The organism is Bradyrhizobium valentinum, from assembly GCF_001440405.1.
Classification (GTDB): domain Bacteria; phylum Pseudomonadota; class Alphaproteobacteria; order Rhizobiales; family Xanthobacteraceae; genus Bradyrhizobium; species Bradyrhizobium valentinum.
Genome location: NZ_LLXX01000153.1, coordinates 77,779 through 95,092, shown reverse-complemented (window position 1 = coordinate 95,092; position 17,314 = coordinate 77,779). Strand labels below are relative to the sequence as shown.

Genomic DNA, 17,314 nt, shown 5'->3' with positions numbered 1-17,314 from the left:
GCGCTCGGGGTGCAGCTGAGACTTTTTTCGCGGAGCCAGGGCAAAGACTGGTAAGCATTCCTGATATGCCTGAATTTTTTGTTTGTCCCGACCGACGGCTTTGCTATCCGCCATTCGGCACAATTGGTAAAATCGATTGTTTTTATTGAACTCATCCAAAGGATGGATAACTCCACGCTATGCGCTTCAAAGGCCTTGATCTAAATCTTCTCGTCGCGCTCGATGCTCTGATGACCGAGCGTAATCTCACCGCGGCGGCACGCAGCATCAACCTGAGCCAGCCGGCTATGAGTGCGGCAGTCGCCCGGCTACGCGCCTATTTCCGCGATGAACTATTTACGATGAGGGGCCGGGAGCTTGTCCCAACACCACGAGCGGAACGACTCGCCGCGCCGATTCGCGAGACTCTGGTGCACATTCAGCTCTCCATTATTTCCCACGACACGTTCAACCCAGCCAAATCGGATCGCCGCTTCAGGATTCTCCTTTCCGATTTCATGACAGTCATTTTTTTTCGAAAGATCGTCGACCGTGTCGCGCAGGAAGCTCCCGCCGTCCGGTTCGAATTTCTGCCTTTTGTCGATGAGCCCGAAGAGCTTCTGCGGCGCGGCGAAGTCGACTTTCTTGTCATGCCGGAATTGTTCATGTCGAGCGCGCATCCTAAAGCGACACTGTTCGAGGAGACACTCGTGTGCGTAGGCTGCCGCACGAACAAGCAGCTGTCACGGCAGCTCTCGTTCGACAAATACATATCAATGGGACATGTTGCAGCGAAGTTCGGGCAGGCGCTGAGGCCCAATATTGAGGAATGGTTCTTGCTTGAGCACGGTCTTAAGAGGCGCATCGAGGTCGTTGTGCAGGGCTTTACCATGATCCCGCCGATGCTATCGGAGACTGAGCGTATAGCGACGATGCCCTCAAGGTTGGCCCAGCATTTTGCAAAGACAATGCCGCTGCTGATCGTCGAAACTCCACTTCCACTTCCCGCATTCACCGAGGCCATCCAATGGCCCGCCCTCCACAATACTGATCCGGCAAGCATTTGGATGCGGCGGATAATATTGCAGGAGGCATCCCGCATGGCTTCTCCGCGCGAGACCCCCAGAAATCGCAGGCGCTGCTAGGTTTTTACTCAAGGCGTCTTAACACCTGCTCTCGACATCAATCCAGATGCTTCAGGATGTGGTCGCTCGGGCCGATGTCGTTGTGCCGCAATGTCTCAGAGGCCCGCACTGCAAGAGGCACGTACGCCATATTCTACATGCAGAAGAACCCCTGCAACTCGATGTCCGCCGCAGCACGCCCGAATGGCGCACTTGATTTGCCGCTTGATCAAGTAGCTATTTGATCTTGCTTCTCGCGCCCGCCACCTGGCAGGCCCGCCGCAAGATGTTCTTGAAACTAGGCAGAGAGCGCAGCGGAATGGCTTTCCGCGATTGCGGCGGGTTGCATTTGGCACCGGTGTCGGCGACGCGGCTCAGATAATGCGAGAGATGCATTTTGTCGGATGAAATGAGTTCAGCTACACAAATGAAATTGCTTGAATCGCACACCGCGTCAGGTTGTAGGCTTAGAAACGAAGACCAACGCTAAGGCACGCGGGGGCGTCGATAGCGCATCTGCGGCGCTATTGGCGTAATGGTGCGCAACTGCGCCCTACTATCAACGGTTCATAGTGATCGGTGTGGTGCTGCGAGCGATTGCTGAGCGCACCAAAGGCCCTACTTCAAGACCGCGGGCGACTTCCACGCCCGCTCGCATGCTCCGTTGCGCAACCAACATGCTTGCGACCGAGTACGAGAGCCTTCTGTCCGATCGCGCGGTATCCCAAAACGAGCCTAGCTCGGGCGGGGGCGACTGGGACCTTCATAGAAGTAACCGTTGTTGCTCAATGTTTACGACGCAAAGGCTTTCAACGGGAGAAGATATGCCTTTTAAGGGCCTTGATCTAAATCTTCTTGTTGCGCTTGATGCTCTGATGACCGAGCGTAACCTCACCGCGGCGGCACGCAGCATCAAGCTGAGCCAGCCAGCCATGAGCGCCGCCGTCGAACGGCTACGCGCCTATTTCCGCGACGAACTATTTACGATGAGAGGCCGGGAACTTGTCCCAACACCGCGTGCCGAAGGGCTCGCCGCCCCTATTCGCAAGGCTCTGCTGCACATCCAGCTCTCCATTATATCCCAGGATGTGTTCAACCCTGCCACATCGGATCGCCGCTTCCGGATCCTCCTGTCCGATTTCATGACAATCGTATTTTTTCGAAAGGTCGTGGACCGTGTCGCACGGGAAGCTCCCGCCGTCAGTTTCGAATTGCTGCCACTCGCCGATGCGACCGATGAGCTTCTCCGGCGCGGTGAAGTCGATTTTCTTATCTTGCCGGAATTGTTCATGTCGAGTGCACACCCTAAGGCGACATTGTTCGAGGAGAGCCTCGTATGCGTCGGATGCCGCACGAACAAGCAGCTACCAGCGCAGCTTACATTCGAGAGATACATGTCCATGGGACACGTTGCGGTCAAGTTTGGGCTTACGCGAAAGCCCTCCATTGAAGAATGGTTCTTACTCAAGCACGGCCTCAAGAGACGCATCGAGGTCGTCGTGCAGAGCTTTAACATGATCCCGCCGGTACTATTGGACACTGGCCGCATAGGTATGATGCCCTCAAGGCTGGTTAAGCATTTCGAAAACGCGATGCCTCTGCAGATCGTCGAACTTACGCGGTCACTTCCCGCGTTTACCGAGGCCGTCCAATGGCCCGCTTTTCACAATAGTGATCCGGCAAGCATCTGGATGCGGCAGATATTGTTAGAAGAGGCGTCCCGCATGAGTCCTTCGCCTGGGACCACGAAAGATCCAGGCGCCCCTAAATTCAGTTAAAGCGTCTTCTCACCTCCTCTTCGCATCAATCCGGTTACCCCCAATCCTTCGTGAGAACCGACCCTCATTCATCGTAAGCCCGGATGCGCAAAAGCGTCCTACGTCCGTCATATCTGCACCCATAGTTCAGCTGTCTCTCGCGAGTCTGATATTAGGCTCCTCTCGGCTTGACGCCATTCTCGCTCGAGCTCGTTAGCGACAATTTGCGGCGTTGAAGATCAGTGGCCCGTTGCAAATGGCTATCGAACCTGCCACACCAGCAACGGTCTCAAGCCAGCGGTTGGGCTCGCTCGAGAGGATAGCGATCCAGTCGACAGCAGAGGCGGAGCGCGACATGCAACGACTTACGCGATCAACGACATTTCCTACACATCGTCCGCGGCAGTTCTGGCATGGTCAGCTCCGATATCTTCTTCTCGCTCGACCTTCGTCTCTTCGGAGCTCATGACATTCAAAGGGCGCCTGGCCCCTCGGACCGACCCCTATCCACCTCAAGCAGCGCATCATCTGCAAATCGAAGTGGTTGCAGGACTGATCTGCGAAGGCAAGCACGCGCTACTGGCAACCCAAATTGCGCAACGAACTCGCAAGCGCGCTGATAACAGCAGAACTCGACATTTGCCTGGAGGGTGGGACTAGCGAATCGGCCCAGATGCGCTCAGCGCACTGGCATCGACTAGTTTGGAAGGCATTGCCCGTCTGCGTGTCTGTCATTTTGTATACCAGGCGCGGGCGAGCATGTCGGATAGCCCGATCACTTACCCCTTCGCGCCAAGTCTCATCTACCGTGGTCCGATCGGTTGTGAACGGGATCAAAGAGCGGCCACCACTTTGCGATAGATATTGAGGCAGCGGGACCCAAGCTGAGAAACTTCTGGACTATCGTTGTTGGATCAGCATTGGCTGCCGATCGTTGCTCGTATCGGCTCGTCGCTTTCTTGCAGCCATGGCTCAGAATAGCGGCGCAACGAATGTGAGAATCCTCTTCTTCGGCCTGCGAGTTCGGCTGGACATAGGCACTGCGGTGCTCGCAGTTCCGAGAAAAGTTAGTCGATATCGCCTGCGCGGCCTTGAGAGGAAGCAAAGCGCGACTGTGTTGCGCAACAGCATCACTTCAACGTATACCGCACCTTCGTCGCTGTACGCCGGCGGTCTGTCTTCTTTTGGCCAAACGTCTTAGCCACGTGCGGCCGCCTTAGCGTTAATCACGGAGCCGAATGTTGCAGCAATACAGTGGTGTCTACGATCCGGAAGACCTCTCGGTCTTGGGAAGGCTTTTTGATGAAGCAGTCGCGGCGTTACCGGCTTCGATGCGAACTCCTGAAAATCGAACGGCAATCGCCACGCTTGTTCTGGAACGTGCAGCAGCCGGTGAGGGCCACTTGGCGTCCCTGATGAACTTGATGGGCGCCATTGCTTCTGCCGCTTGATCAGGCGACTCTCTGTGGACAGCAACCTTGCTGGCGCCAGAAGAGCCGCCTAGCTGGCGCCTGAAACGAAACCGTTTTCAGGTAGACCGTTGAAATAGCTTGAATCTCACGCGACGTCAGGTTGTAGGCTTGAAATTAGAGAACCATGACAAAACCTACACCACGAAGGCGTCGATGGCGCATTGGCGAGCTTGCAGAGGCGACCGGGGTAACGGTACGCACTCTGCATCATTATGAGCACACCGGCTTATTAAGTGCGTCGGAGCGCACCGACGGCGGTCACCGCATGTACGACCACGAAGGCCTCAAACGGGTACATCAAATCCGAGCGCTACGTGAGCTTGACTTCTCGCTTCACGAGATCCGTAGAGCGATAGAGGGCAGAACCTCGCTTACTGACCTATTGCGCAATCATTTGGGGAGAATTGAACTTCAAGTCGCGCGTGCAACCCTCTTGCGAAATCGTTTGCGCAACATGACGACGGATAGTGAATTGCACGTCAGTGTAGATGAGCTACCTGCCACTCTGGATGCAATGTCGCGGGTTGAGGAAGAACGCCCTCAGCCGCTCCCATGCACATGCGTCATGGACTCAGATCGAGAGGAGCAGTGGCGGAAGATCCGCGACGAGCTGCGCGATTGTGTTGATCGGGGCGAGCATCCCTGCAGCCAACGGGCAAATGCTGTGGCGCTTAAAGCGCGCTTGCTGATCACAGAAATCGCAGGAGCTGATTCGAGCGTTTCAATGATACTGAAAGTTCTTGCGCGATTGAGCGCGCCACGCAGTATGGCTGGCTGGGATCCCTGCCTAATGCAATATCTCGACCTCGCACTTGCCGCCTTGAGCGGATGAACTGCGCTGAACCTGCCGCGCATAATGCGTGCACACCTGCTGTGTTATCCATCTAGATGAGAATGATATGAGTTTTTTAGCGCTAGGGACGCGCCGGTTGTGGTTTGCGTCAGATGGTTAAGGACTCGTGGCGCTCTTCTCTAAGTTTTGCAGCGTCGCTCCTTCATCGAGACATGACTTTGGACACATTTATGAGACGAGCCACCGAAGGGATTGAATCGTACGTGGCGTCAGATTGTACGATCTAATGTAGGTGGCCACGGTCCCTGGCAATACGACCTAGGGACAACTCCGCCTAGCCGGGAGGATCGCATGGCCTGCAGTACGTTCAGAGTTTCTGGGCAAGAGCTTCGGCATTCGGGACGCAGTGGATGATCTTGGTGGCCTTGCAAGTGCTTGATCAGAGCGAGCCGTGCCGGTCGGGGTGATCGCGGGTGTGCTGGATGCTGACGCAGCGTTCGTTACGACGTAGTCGCGCTTCTCGCAAGGAGAGGCTTTGTCCGACCAACCGAACAAGACGGATTTATCTATCTCTCACTCACGGATAAGGATCGCAAACTTCGCGGATCTTGCTTCGCTGCAACCCAATTCGACTCGACATCATGTCGTTGGCACGTCGGTTGCTGCTCCAAAGGTTAAGTTAAGGATTACGAATGTCTCAAGCTGTTAGGCTCACGCCCCACGAGACGGTCAGAAGGCTCGAGCACTTCCGCAAGGAGCTGATTGTCAAAGTGCTCTATACGCCGGATGGGGTGCCGCCGCCGCCATACTTGCAGCTAAAACAGGACGACCAACTAGAGATCAGGGCGGGATGTATTCACGTCGCTGTTGCCGGACAGGAACGGGAGCTCGGTCCGAGTTCGGTGTGTGACGTCTCAGGCGCCGGTCCTCACAAAGTATGGAATACCGGCGACGAACCCGCAGACTCCATATACGTAACGCCGCCGCGGGGATGGACATGCGAACCGTTTGCTGTGTTCGATCGACTGCAGCGTCAGGAGCGCGTCGGACGTGATGAAATGCCGAGATTGCCAGCGTTCGGCGTGTATCTCACTGCTTATCGCCACATCTTTCCTATAGCGGGACCGCAACGGTTGTTTCGCTCTGCCACGGCAGGTCCGGAGGCATCGGCCAGCCGCGGCTTACGCGCTGCCTTGAGGCATCCAAAGCTGGCGTTATCTCGTAACCAAGCGATGCCCTCGCATGGGCAGGAACGGCAAGCTGTTAGCAAACTCAAGCGAACATCCGGAGCTCTAAGTGCCAATTTCTCGAATCACTGCAGCTGCAAGTGCAGCATTCCTCTCTTTTGCTTTGGCTTCGACCGCGCCAGCTGCCGACGTTAATATCGCCGTGGTCGGCCCGATGACCGGAAGCACTGCTGCGCTTGGCGTACAGATGCGCGACGGTGCTACTGCGGCTGTCGATGCGTTAAATGCTTCGGGCCTACTTCCCGGTATCAAGGTCATATTGAGCGTCGCCGATGACGCGTGCGATCCCAAGCAGGCCGTCGCAGTTGCCAATCGGCTGACGATGGATCAAGTCAAGTTGGTCGTTGGCCACTTTTGTTCGTCTTCCTCTATCCCCGCTTCCGACGTTTACGCCGAAGCGGCACTTATTCAGATTTCACCTGGCTCAACGAATCCTCAGCTAACAGAGCGTGGTCTCAAGACGGTGTTTCGGATCTGCGGCCGCGACGACCAACAAGGACTCGTGGCGGCCGAATACATCTTGCGACATTATCCGAACAAGAAGATTGCCGTCCTTGACGACAAGAGTACCGCCGGCAAGGGCATTGCCGACGTCGTTGAGTCACGCCTTCAGGAAGCGGGCGAAAAGGTCATTCGGCAAAGCTATGTGGCCGGCGAAAAGGACTATACGGCCCTGGTCTCAAGAATGAAAAGAGACGGAATCCAGATCGCCTATATCGGCGGCTATTACAACGAGATCGGCTTGATTGTGCGTCAAGCCGCAGAAGCAGGCGCAGGCCTCACTATCATGGCGAACGATCCGTTGATGACCAGCGACTTTTCGGCGATCGCGGGCGAAGCAGCAAACGGCACACTGTTCACCTTCATGCCCGACTCCACCAAGAATGCTCAAGCGGCGGACGCCGTAGCTAGGCTCAAGTCTTCCAACATGTCAGCGGGAGGCTACACGCTCTACGCCTATGCCGCCGTCCAGGCATGGGCGGACGCAGTCAAGCGGGCCGGTACCTTCGATGGGCCGCGAGTAGCAGCTGCGCTTCGTTCGCAGCCCACCCAAACAGTAATCGGGCCGGTCCGGTTCGATACCAAAGGAGACAATGCAGCTCCCGGCTTCGTCGTATACCGGTGGCATAACAACATTGTCGAGACCGTCGAGTAGAACTCATCGTTGTGACCGCACACGAGCCTAGATATTCAGGGAAGTAATGGAAATGATGAGACGTAATTCCGGACATGACGTGCTACTCGGGTCGGTTCTCGCGCTCGCGGTATTCGCGTCGTTTCTCGCGCTGGCAGTACTGCTCGTGGAGCTATCCTATGACGCCGATGCGCCAACGGAAGAGTTTATGCCCAACGGCACAGCTCGGCCGATGTCGCTGCGTTACTTTTGCTTAGCTCTTTGCCGAACTTCCACTGTGCGATCTGAGAACGACTCGTTCCGGACCAATATTTGGTACCTGGACCAACGCAGAGTGATATTGCCGCTAACTCAGAAATGACGGCAATGCCAATCCGTGACCGAGGCGGCTGATTGCTGCACTTTGGATGCCGGCCGTCCTCGCTGTCCCAATAAACACTCGAACTCTGTCCTCAGGCCGTCTACCGGACTGACTGAGCGGCATGCTGACAACTGCAATCGCCCTCGGTGGTTCTACGGGAGAAACCTATGTCCGATGCCAAATTGCAAAATGTGCTCTCTTCTCTTTCGCAGGCAGCGAAACAGTTAGATGCTCTGCCGTCCGGCCGGCCTGCGCCGGCCGCTAATTACGTCAAACTAAACAGGAATGAGAATCCATTTCCGTTGCCAACAACCGTATGGCAAAGTGCAATTGCGGCGCTTGAGCGGCAGTATCTGTATCCAGAAGATGACAACATTAGCCTGAGGGAAGCAGCCGCTAATACCTACGGCGTCGCGATCGATCATGTGATTGCCGGCAATGGATCATCTGAGCTTCTCGGGCTCATCTACAGAGCATTTCTTGCCCCGGGCGACAGCGTCGCAATGCTGTCGCCAGGTTTTTCATTCAATCGCAAACTTGCTATGTTGCAGGGTGCTCAACTGCTTGAAATCAGATGTAACGAACCTCAGTCGTTGCCGATAGAGCAATTGCTCTTTGGGCCAGCAAAAGATGCCAAGTTCATTCTGTTGGCGAATCCGAACAATCCGACCGGAACGTTCATCCCTATCGCCGATATCGAACGCCTCCTGGCACAATCGGACCGCCTCGTCGTGTTGGACGAAGCGTATGTCGATTTTGCGCCTGATAATGGCCTGCGGCTCCTCAGCCGTTATCCGAATCTTCTGCTCTTAAGAACACTTTCGAAAAGCTATGCCGCCGCTGGCATTCGCGTCGGCTTCGGGTTCGGCCACCCGCAGCTTATTGGAAGGCTTCGTAACATCCAGAACGTCTTCAACATGAATGTAATCGGGCACGCGGTCGGCATCAGCATTCTTGCGCATCGCGCCGTCTATGAAGAGAACCATAGGCACATCAGGCATGAAACACAGCGGGTTGCGACCGCACTGTCGCAACTTGGATTTTCTCTAACGCCCTCCCACGCAAACTTCTTGCTAGCGCGTGTGCCTGCGGGACACGACGGTGAATGGTGGCAGGCCGACTCGGCTTCTTTGCATATCACGTGGCAGAACACCACTGTACGCCGCATGGGAGAGTCCATCGCCAAATTTGTTCTTGTCGAGCGTCGCACAGCGCACACGGCAACTTCGTATCGGGCCATTGGTGATGCTGCTTAACCTCTATCATCCCCTGCGTGCATTTGAACAGATCTGTACGCTCGATCACTTGAGCGGTGGCCGGCTTGAGGTGGGTATCGGACGCGGCTCTCTTCCGCTTGAATTGGGCTACTACGGCATCAGCGCTGACGCGGCGCCAAGCCGTTATGAAGAAGCAAGCGAAATCCTTATCAGCGCTATGAAAGGCGGCATGCTATCCTATCAAGGCCAACATTTTGAGCTAAACAGCGTTCCGTTGACGGTAAAACTTATCAGCGTCCAAGGCCGCCGACATGGATTGCGACAAATCGACCCGAGTCCGCAGCTTGGGCAGCTGCCAATGGCGCAAATCTCGCGTGCGTAGGCCCCTCCTCTGCTGTACGCAAAGTTACTGATGCCTTCGGCGCTCATCGAGAGCCCAACGGCGAGGCTCACGATCAAATGCCATTTCTTGGATTGCTTCGCATGGTCGTGATTGCGCGTTCGGAGATAGATGCCTATTCGCTCGCGGCATCTCCTTACGCACAATGGCTCGAGCGCTTTAAGTTCCTCTACGAGCTCAATGCCATCCCTACACCACCTCACCTTCCGCTGACCTTCGATGCGGCAATCGAGAGCGAATTGTGCGTCGTCGGAACGCCAGCTTCTGTGCGACAAGTTCTCCTAAATCAGCTGGAAGAGGCAGGTGCGAATTACCTTCTTTGTCAACTCGCATTTGGCAATCTGCCATTAGATGCTTCCCTGTGCACCGCAACCGCAATCCAATCCGAAATCATGGCTGGACTTGGCCGACAATGATTTGCCCGTCCGGCTTTAGACATCAAACGTTTGGCAGCGCTCCTAGACCCTTCCCGTATAGTCGGCAGGCAGCATGCGCTCACGATCAGCAGCTCCTGTTTGCTCACCATGACATCCATGGGTCGACGAGGTGCGCTGTTGCCGCAGCTCACGCTATTCTAATCACACCTACGGAGGACTGACTAATGACGAAAGACCGATTCGCCATGGGCTTTGCCCTTGCATTGATTCTGATGGCGAGCTTTCCTGGAGCCGCCGGCGCGGAGGAGCCTGCGTACGCGGGGCTGAACGGGGGCGCGCCGATCAACACCGGCGACGTGTTGTCAGGCGAGCTCTACGCGTTTCGCATACGCGATGCCAAGCACGGCAAAAAGGTCGCCTACCATATCATCTCCGCGCCGCGCCGGCTGCCCGAGCCGCACGCGCTGTGCAAGCTAGAGACCGGACCGGTAATGTTTGAGCTGCTCACAACTGGCGAAGCGCACGCCCGTCAGCTGAAGCCACTAGTCGGCAAGAGGATCTCGGTGAAGGTCGATGAAATCGCCTGTGCCGACGCTGAGCAGATGAGCGAGGCGGTGATCAAGAAGTGGAGTCTGGTGAAACAGCGTTGACTTGTTAGAGCCTGCGCTGACAATGTTCCAGCATATCGCGCAACAAGTTGCGGAATTCCCCCCACTGCCGTGGAAGGCAACTAGCTGCAGGGCAAGGATTTGGATCTATAGAACGAAGCTTAGGCCATGATGAAGCAGTTTTCGTTGAATACCCATATAGGCAATCACAAGCTGCGTCCGATACGCAGATGCTGAACTACGGCTACGATCCACAATTATCGCAAGGAGCGGCTAAACCGCCGGTCTTTCTGACCTCGACCTTCGTTTTCCGGACTGCCGAGAAGACGGGATGGACTTTCGATTTCGTCTCAGATCGGCGCGAGCCTCCCGAGGGAATGGGACGCAGGCCTGGTTTATTCGCGGTTCAATCACCCCAACAGCGAAATTGTCGAGGACGGGATTTCCGGCTACGAGCGCATAGAGAATTGCGCACCATCCGGCATGGCGGTGATTGCGACGACAATCCTCGCGTTCGGCAAGCCCTGGCGACGTGATTCTGCACTCTCAACCCACTCTACGGTGCACCGGAAGCGTTGCTTGTGAAGACGCTTGCGGGCCTTTCGATTCGGTACCGTCGGCTTTGCCGACGGCCTCGACGAGACCGGAGTCATGCTGGCGACAGGGGACGCGATACACAAAGGCAGGGTTCCAATGATTTTCATCGAAACTCTGGCAAACCCGACCGATGGGCTGGTCGATATTGCGATGGTCCGCCGCGTCGCAGAGATGCCCGGCCGCGCCCAGGGGCACACGGCAATCGTCGCGTGCGATAACACATTGCTAGGGCCAGTGTTCCTGCGACCGATCGAACATGGTGCGGATTTCACTTTGTATTCACTGACCAATATGTCGCGGTCATTCAGACCTGATCGCTGGCGCTGCGCTCGGGTCAAGAGCCCTCATGAAGGACGTCAAAGCGCCGCGAGGCGCCACCCGCACCCAACTGGACCCGCATTCCTGCTGGATGATCAGCCGCTCGCTCGAAACACTGAGCCTTCGCATGGAAAAGCCGATAGAAATGCGCATCTCGTAGCGCAATACCTGCGCGACTACGAAAAAGTGGCCTCGCTCACCACGAGGCAGACGGGCCGCGGGCCGGCTATTCGCGAAGCAATGCACTGGCACAGGTTCCACATTTTCGTTCGATACTGTCGACGGAGAAGCCGCCGCATACAAATTTCGGAACGCGCTGAAACTCTTCAAGCTGGCAGTGAGCCTGGGCGGTACCGAGTCGCTTGCCAGCCTACCCGCAAGCATGACGCACTCAGGTGTTACGACTCACATTCGGGAAAAATCGGCGTCCTCGACTCCACCATCCGGCTATCGATCGGCATCGAACATGCGTCGGACCTAATTGCATATATCGCGCACGCGTTGACCGAGGCATAGCTGCAGGCGTGCGGCTGCTGGGACCGGCCCGCCAGGCGCCCATAAATGCTGTCCCGCGGGGCTTGTTGCCAACTCGACACCTCGGTCCCGTAATTACTTTGACGACGTGCTTGTGACCTCCGAGCAACCCTGAGCTGCGCTGCGCAGAATGCGTGATGGGCAAGCTGCCAGCGCGACTGCTCTTTTCATCCACAGAGGTCTGATTGCCATATCGATGCCATTAACCGGGCTATCAGGAGCATAGATGCAGCAGCATCATCGCTAAAGGAGAACCGTAAGTGCGCGTTAGTCCGTATTTTGAGGAGATCAAGGCTCGCGCGCTGCAACTGCTAACTAGCTTTCGGCCCACCGCAACCACATTCCCTCGAATCAAAGGGGAACTCCGACATGCCGTGCGCGGCGCACTCGGCCAAGCACGCGACGAGATGTACAAGCGCGAGAGACCCCGCATCATGGGGTCGCGAGCGGAACGCGCTGCTGCGTATCGGCGCACTCACTTCAACATCGGCAACTTCGCGCGAGCAGAGCGGGAAATTCGGAAGCTCATGTGGACGCGGCTGCACCACTGACAGTGGCGCCTTCATTTTACCCAGCGCTCGGTATCGGCAACTCTTACATACATTGCAGCGTTTTTGGCATAAGATCAAATCGCGCGCGAGCCTCGCGCCACCGCATCGTCTGAATGTTTTAGACGCGACACTCTTCGGCTGCATTTGCATCTCAACCAGGGACTCGAAACCTAAATGGACGTTACAAATAGCTCGTTTCGTCGGGAGACTCTGCGGGCATCGCAAGAGACAGCAAATCCGGGCTTAATAAAGCTCGTCACCGACCGCTACTTCAAACGCGAGCGGAATGGACGCTACCTGCTCGGCGAATCTGTTTCCGACCTGTTAAAGCGCGTCAAGGCGCAGAAGCGCGAAGAAGAGACGAGCCCCGCCTCACAGGATCTGCTCGTCGCCCGATCCGAAGAGCGCTTAATGTCGGCGCCGACAAGCCAATAGATTAAGCAACACTGCGCAATCCTCAAGGAGATCTGCGGCGTGCTCAAGTAGACATCTTGCGATCCCATCGATAATTGCAACGGGATCCGGCGTTACGTCGAAGCGCGCCGCGATGATGTTCGAGCGCTGAACAAACGTTCACACGATCCCGTTCGGCTCGCCGAAGAACTCAGGAATGCCAATCCAACCACTACTGACGACGAGAAGGAGGATCAACGTGTCTGAGCAGCGAATGATCACGGCAGGCGATTCGATCGCGAGGATCGATCGTTTCAGAACTTTCGGAAATGATCGATACGGACAATTCGATTTCCCCTTGCGTTCGAGGCGCGATGCACGCATTGCTCGATGAGGATCTTCTTTTGGCGAGAGCGAGAATTCTCGACTATATCGCGAAGCATGAGGCGCACTGGCGATGAGTATCCCTGCGGCCGTTTCAGGTGCTGAGGCCCTTGCCCTCGCCGAGGAGCGCTTCGCGTACGCTTGCGCGGTAATTGACGCTAATCCCGACGTGCTGCTCGAGATTCGCGACCTGACGCTGGAGTTCAGGATGCGGATCATCCCGCAAGCGGGGACGTCATGACGCGGTCCCCGCAGCACCAGCACTCGCCCAAGATCGAGGGCATCGCGCGAAAGCTCGAGATCGTGGTGGCGGAGCTAGCTTCGCTTTCGAATGCTGCTCGCAGCGAGCGGCATTAAGGCGCCGCCACCAATACGCCTCAGCGGAATATCGCAAGGTGATGCAGTCCGCCGGTTTCCAGGCTTCGATGAGCCGCAAGGGCGACTGCTATGACAATGCCCCGATGGAGAGCTTCTTCCACACGCTCAAGACCGAGCTCGTCCATCATCGCCAATACGCAACACGAAAGGAAGCCACACGTGATATCTTTGCCTACATTGAGGGCTTCTACAATCGAACCCGCCGTCACTCCGCCATCGGTTATATCAGCCCGATCGAGATGGAGCTAAAAGCAGCTTAACCCTGTCCATTTTTTCGGGGGAAGATCACAGCGACGGTCGCCAGCCACTCTGAATTCAAGCAAAGTGCGCCTGCGACTTCACGACAGTAAGGGCTCCTCGGTTAGCGGCCTCTTTCTTTTACGTTACCGAGCCCGCTCATAAGCGAAAGCAGACGCCCAATTCGGAAACTTGCCCGCCCTTCGAGCGAGCGTCCCGGTAGGCATTTCGATGGTTGGGCCTTCGGCGGACCGCCTCCCAGGCGAAATCCGCCACCTCCCCTGACTTTATGGCGTGCTGATACGCGCCCGGCACGCCAGTCGAACTCGGACATTGCTCTGATCCCCTGCCGTAAGGCGATTGCGAAATGTCTATGAAGCCTTTGGTTGTTGGGGAAGCCACCAATTGTGCATTGCGTGATGCGTACAGGCGATCACGTTGTCAGTGGGAGAAATCCATTCTCATCGAATTCTAATCGACAATTCTTGCTATTTGGTCGCGCCGCCGCGCGCAGCAAATCGCGGTAACCATGATCAGCCATCCATTTTGCTCGCGCCAAGTGACTATCAAACGCATTGCGAGCGCGCGCCGGCTCGCGATCTGGATCGATAGCAAGACCATCCGAGCCACCTCTTTCCAGTCGGCGCCATCGGTCTCGGCATCGAGAAGTCGCCAATACGTCACGAGATGCTGTTCATCGTAGCCCGTGAGCACCGGATCATCCGGAGCTGAATCGGCGACATCAGGATCGAGTGGCGGGGTCTTCATGGGTGTTACCAACAACTCCGTTGCTCGAATTTCGTCCCCTGTGTGTGGGCTTCTCTGCGTATTCCGACGATCGCGACCACCCGCTACGACGGATTGTGACCACCCATTCCGATCGATCGCGACCAGTGTGATGGTGCCGTCAGGTGCATTTTCTGATCTCAGTGTTTTGGCTCGACGTCAAGCGCGGTGGAGGCCGTCCCCGTAGTCGACAGGAGGGACCCGCGCGCGCTGCGGAGTGCTCCCACGGCTGACGCAGCAGCGCGCGCGGGAGATCCCTGTTGACCCACGGGGGCGGCCGGTGGGCTGGCGATGCGCTTCATATTTTTGCTCCCGTGGGCGGCTTGCCGTTGGCTGGCGGTGTGGCCGCGGCCGGCGCCAGCCGTTCCTCGTCGGCTTTGAGCTTGCGCATAGACGGGCCGTCGAGCTCGATCCGATAAGCGTTGTGGACAATACGATCCAACACGGCGTCGCCGACGGTGGGCTCGTGCCAAGTTGCCACAGGGAGTTGGCTGGTGATGAGGATGGAGCCGCGGCCATGACGGTCCTCGACGATCTCCATGAGATCGCGCCGCTGACTGGCTGAGAGGCGGTCGGGTCGGCAAGCACCTTAGTCCCGACAAAGCTGTGAGCGAAGATTGCCTCCGGATGCAGGCCAACCGCATCGCCGTGCTTCTTGATGTCGATCATGCGCTGGTCCAGCGCAATATCCTCGACGCCCCCGAATTTCTCCCCGCCCAAGCTGTGAAGCGCATCGCCCGGACGAACGTCCGTGTCCTGTAAGGCGAACCTGTAGCGATGCACCGGTCTCTTGGCGGTGCCGCCAACGTGCTTGACAAATTCGAGGCCGGATAACCCGTCGCGCTCGTATAAGAGATCTTCGGCCGACAAGTCCCGCAGCCGGAAATACTCCCACCAGACCGCTTTGCCTTCTCGGCCGTGGTAATCCAGCATTGAAGCAAGTAGCCAGCGCGCCTGCTGCTCAGGGGTGCGCTCGCCAGCGTCATCAGGCACTCCGTGGGTCAGTCGCACAGCAAGGGTAGCGACTTTCTTTTGCCACGCGTCGAGTTCCGGGCTGACTTCCGCCTCTGGGATCGCTGGCCGATCAATCGATCGCGCCGCTCTGGATAAGTTCGGCGCGCAGGGTCTCCAGCCAGTCGCGCAAGCGCTGCGTTGAAGCGCAATCGTCGCGGTTGTATCCGCAAATCGCAGCCTTGTCGGGCTCGGGAATGTTGCCGGCATCGGCGAGTTCAAGCCGCGCTTGCGTTCGTGCCATTACGACACGCACGTCCTCCAGGGATACCCCGCGCTCGAACCCATACAGGGGCTCAAGCTTCTTGATCGAATAGCTCTCTACGCTCGCGCGGATCGCATGCCGCACGACCGCATAAAGATCGACGAAGCGCTCGGCACGCAGAAGATTGTCGACGTCGTTCTCGCGTGTTGCGTAACGGCCCATTAAACGCTTAATGGCGGCCGGCTCGTAGGGGGCGAAGTGATAGATGTGAAGGTCAGGATGAGTTTGGAGCCGCTCAGCCACAAAGTCCATGAAGCGCTCGAAGGCCGCCCTCTCCTCCTGGCGCGTGGATGCCCAATCCCCAGTGTAGCGCGACGCACCCTGGTCGTCCGCGTAGAGGTACCCAAACAGGAATTCCAGGCCGCCCTCGCCAACGAAGGGATCACCCTCGAAATCAAAGAAGATGTCGCCTGCCGAGGGTTCTGGCAGTCGCGACAATCCAAATCCGGCAATCTGAGGCAGGGCCTCATAAATAACCGCTTCTTGTGCCCGACCATCGACCTGAATTCGTGCCTGTTCACGTATTTTTTCGTAACTTTGCACGGCGCCGCGATCGGGCCGCCACGGCAATGGCAGAGGAACGGTGGCCAACGCAGCCATAGTGTGAACGCCGCGCCTCTCAAGCTCGCCAGCTTGCGACTTGGTGATACCGGCGACGAGCGACAAGTGGTCGTCGGCCCTGCGGCGCTCGTCGCAGTGGTTTCTCCATCGGCAAATGTCGCAATGCTCGATCGGCTCGGGATAGGCACCCTCTGTAGGTGACGCAATCGCGCGCTCGAGACTGCCTCTTACATGCCGGTAGTAGGCCGCGTAATCGGCTATCCGGTATGGTTCGGGCTGATATTGCGTTCCCGGCGTCACCACAAAGGCGGATGCGGGAGCGCTCCCTTGCATGAACGATACCAAGTCGGAGTAAAGTGAGATTTGGAGGACGGTACTGCCCTTTGTCTCGCGCGCGAGCTTGGTATCAGTAACCTCATAAGACCATGCGCCGAAGCGGCTTGGCATCTCGACTCGGCGCAGGACGTCGGCGCGCCCACTCCATTGTCCAGATTGGAGGGCACCTTGGACAATGACGGTATCGCCACGCCGCATGGCCTCCGTGGTTGCCGCGACGGCCCCTGCATCAATGCCAACACCATCGATCACTGTGACAGCGGCTCCGGCAGTCTTCAGATGTTCGATGAAACCTTGCTCATGCAGCGCGCCGCGCTCCGCAAGCGTTTCGAGGACAGGGTCCCAGATCTTTGGCTTCGCGAGCTCGCCATGCGCGACCTTGAGATCAAGCTCAGTCAGGTAATGGCAATTCAGGTGGCCGACCAGGTCGCCCGCGCTGAGTTGAAGTGTTTCGCCCATTCGCTGCATGTCTTAACCTCGATGCTCGCAAGCG

13 protein-coding genes and 5 pseudogenes are annotated in these 17,314 nt (G+C 57.0%); 15 read left to right on the top strand and 3 right to left on the bottom strand.

What is annotated here, in order from left to right; translation table 11 throughout:
- Positions 1–179 precede the first annotated feature (179 nt).
- The 14 genes and pseudogenes from nodD1 to CP49_RS27320 all read left to right on the top strand — a co-directional run.
- On the top strand, positions 180–1,124 hold the full coding sequence (nodD1, locus tag CP49_RS27380; RefSeq protein WP_057853258.1) for a transcriptional regulator NodD1: 945 nt from the start codon (positions 180–182) through the stop codon (positions 1,122–1,124).
- Between the two features lie 803 nt (positions 1,125–1,927).
- Positions 1,928–2,881 (top strand): LysR family transcriptional regulator, encoded by a 954-nt coding sequence (locus CP49_RS27375; RefSeq protein ID WP_057853257.1) that lies wholly within the window; start codon positions 1,928–1,930, stop codon positions 2,879–2,881.
- 1,217 nt (positions 2,882–4,098) lie between these two features.
- A complete protein-coding gene (locus tag CP49_RS43500; protein ID WP_245310892.1) occupies positions 4,099–4,311 on the top strand; it encodes a hypothetical protein in 213 nt (70 codons plus the stop codon).
- A gap of 145 nt (positions 4,312–4,456) precedes the next feature.
- Positions 4,457–5,164 (top strand): MerR family transcriptional regulator, encoded by a 708-nt coding sequence (locus CP49_RS27370; protein ID WP_082646279.1) that lies wholly within the window; start codon positions 4,457–4,459, stop codon positions 5,162–5,164.
- 1,257 nt (positions 5,165–6,421) lie between these two features.
- Positions 6,422–7,528, top strand: a complete 1,107-nt coding sequence (locus CP49_RS27365) for a branched-chain amino acid ABC transporter substrate-binding protein (RefSeq protein ID WP_082646278.1) — start codon at positions 6,422–6,424, stop codon at positions 7,526–7,528.
- Between the two features lie 507 nt (positions 7,529–8,035).
- A complete protein-coding gene (locus CP49_RS27355) occupies positions 8,036–9,124 on the top strand; it encodes a pyridoxal phosphate-dependent aminotransferase (protein ID WP_245310890.1) in 1,089 nt (362 codons plus the stop codon).
- Positions 9,057–9,467 carry an LLM class flavin-dependent oxidoreductase gene (locus CP49_RS47925; protein WP_245310889.1) on the top strand — a complete coding sequence of 137 codons (411 nt, stop codon included), beginning with the start codon at positions 9,057–9,059 and terminating at the stop codon, positions 9,465–9,467. The genes CP49_RS27355 and CP49_RS47925 overlap by 68 nt, the downstream gene beginning before the upstream one ends.
- On the top strand, positions 9,401–9,901 hold the full coding sequence (locus CP49_RS47920) for a hypothetical protein (RefSeq protein WP_245310902.1): 501 nt from the start codon (positions 9,401–9,403) through the stop codon (positions 9,899–9,901). Before CP49_RS47925 ends, CP49_RS47920 begins: the two co-directional genes overlap by 67 nt.
- A 185-nt stretch (positions 9,902–10,086) precedes the next feature.
- Entirely contained in the window at positions 10,087–10,512 is a 426-nt protein-coding gene (locus CP49_RS27345; RefSeq protein WP_057853255.1) for a hypothetical protein, read from the top strand.
- A gap of 609 nt (positions 10,513–11,121) precedes the next feature.
- Positions 11,122–11,295, top strand: a pseudogene (locus tag CP49_RS48745) (methionine gamma-lyase); the annotation flags it as partial.
- 118 nt (positions 11,296–11,413) lie between these two features.
- A pseudogene (locus CP49_RS48740) lies at positions 11,414–11,866 on the top strand (PLP-dependent transferase).
- Between the two features lie 778 nt (positions 11,867–12,644).
- Positions 12,645–12,905 carry a hypothetical protein gene (locus CP49_RS27330; protein WP_057853253.1) on the top strand — a complete coding sequence of 87 codons (261 nt, stop codon included), beginning with the start codon at positions 12,645–12,647 and terminating at the stop codon, positions 12,903–12,905.
- A 415-nt stretch (positions 12,906–13,320) separates the two neighbouring features.
- The gene (locus CP49_RS45240) at positions 13,321–13,488 is read left to right on the top strand and encodes a hypothetical protein (RefSeq protein WP_156438685.1); all 168 of its coding nucleotides are present in this window, start codon (positions 13,321–13,323) and stop codon (positions 13,486–13,488) included.
- A 127-nt stretch (positions 13,489–13,615) separates the two neighbouring features.
- Positions 13,616–13,885 (top strand): annotated as a pseudogene (locus CP49_RS27320) (IS3 family transposase); the annotation flags it as partial.
- A 410-nt stretch (positions 13,886–14,295) separates the two neighbouring features.
- On the opposite strand, the pseudogene CP49_RS27315 reads toward CP49_RS27320, so the two are convergent.
- Together CP49_RS27315 and CP49_RS45235 are read right to left on the bottom strand one after the other, a co-directional pair.
- A pseudogene (locus CP49_RS27315) lies at positions 14,296–14,630 on the bottom strand (DNA -binding domain-containing protein).
- A gap of 316 nt (positions 14,631–14,946) precedes the next feature.
- A pseudogene (locus tag CP49_RS45235) lies at positions 14,947–15,213 on the bottom strand (ATP-binding protein); the annotation flags it as partial.
- Positions 15,214–15,275: 62 nt separating this feature from the next.
- On the opposite strand from CP49_RS45235, the gene CP49_RS48735 reads away from it, so the two are divergent.
- Positions 15,276–15,410 carry a hypothetical protein gene (locus CP49_RS48735; protein WP_276326857.1) on the top strand — a complete coding sequence of 45 codons (135 nt, stop codon included), beginning with the start codon at positions 15,276–15,278 and terminating at the stop codon, positions 15,408–15,410.
- A gap of 322 nt (positions 15,411–15,732) precedes the next feature.
- Here CP49_RS48735 and CP49_RS43495 read toward each other — a convergent pair whose 3' ends face one another.
- Positions 15,733–17,289 carry a TM0106 family RecB-like putative nuclease gene (locus CP49_RS43495; RefSeq protein ID WP_245310888.1) on the bottom strand — a complete coding sequence of 519 codons (1,557 nt, stop codon included), beginning with the start codon at positions 17,287–17,289 and terminating at the stop codon, positions 15,733–15,735.
- Positions 17,290–17,314: the final 25 nt, after the last annotated feature.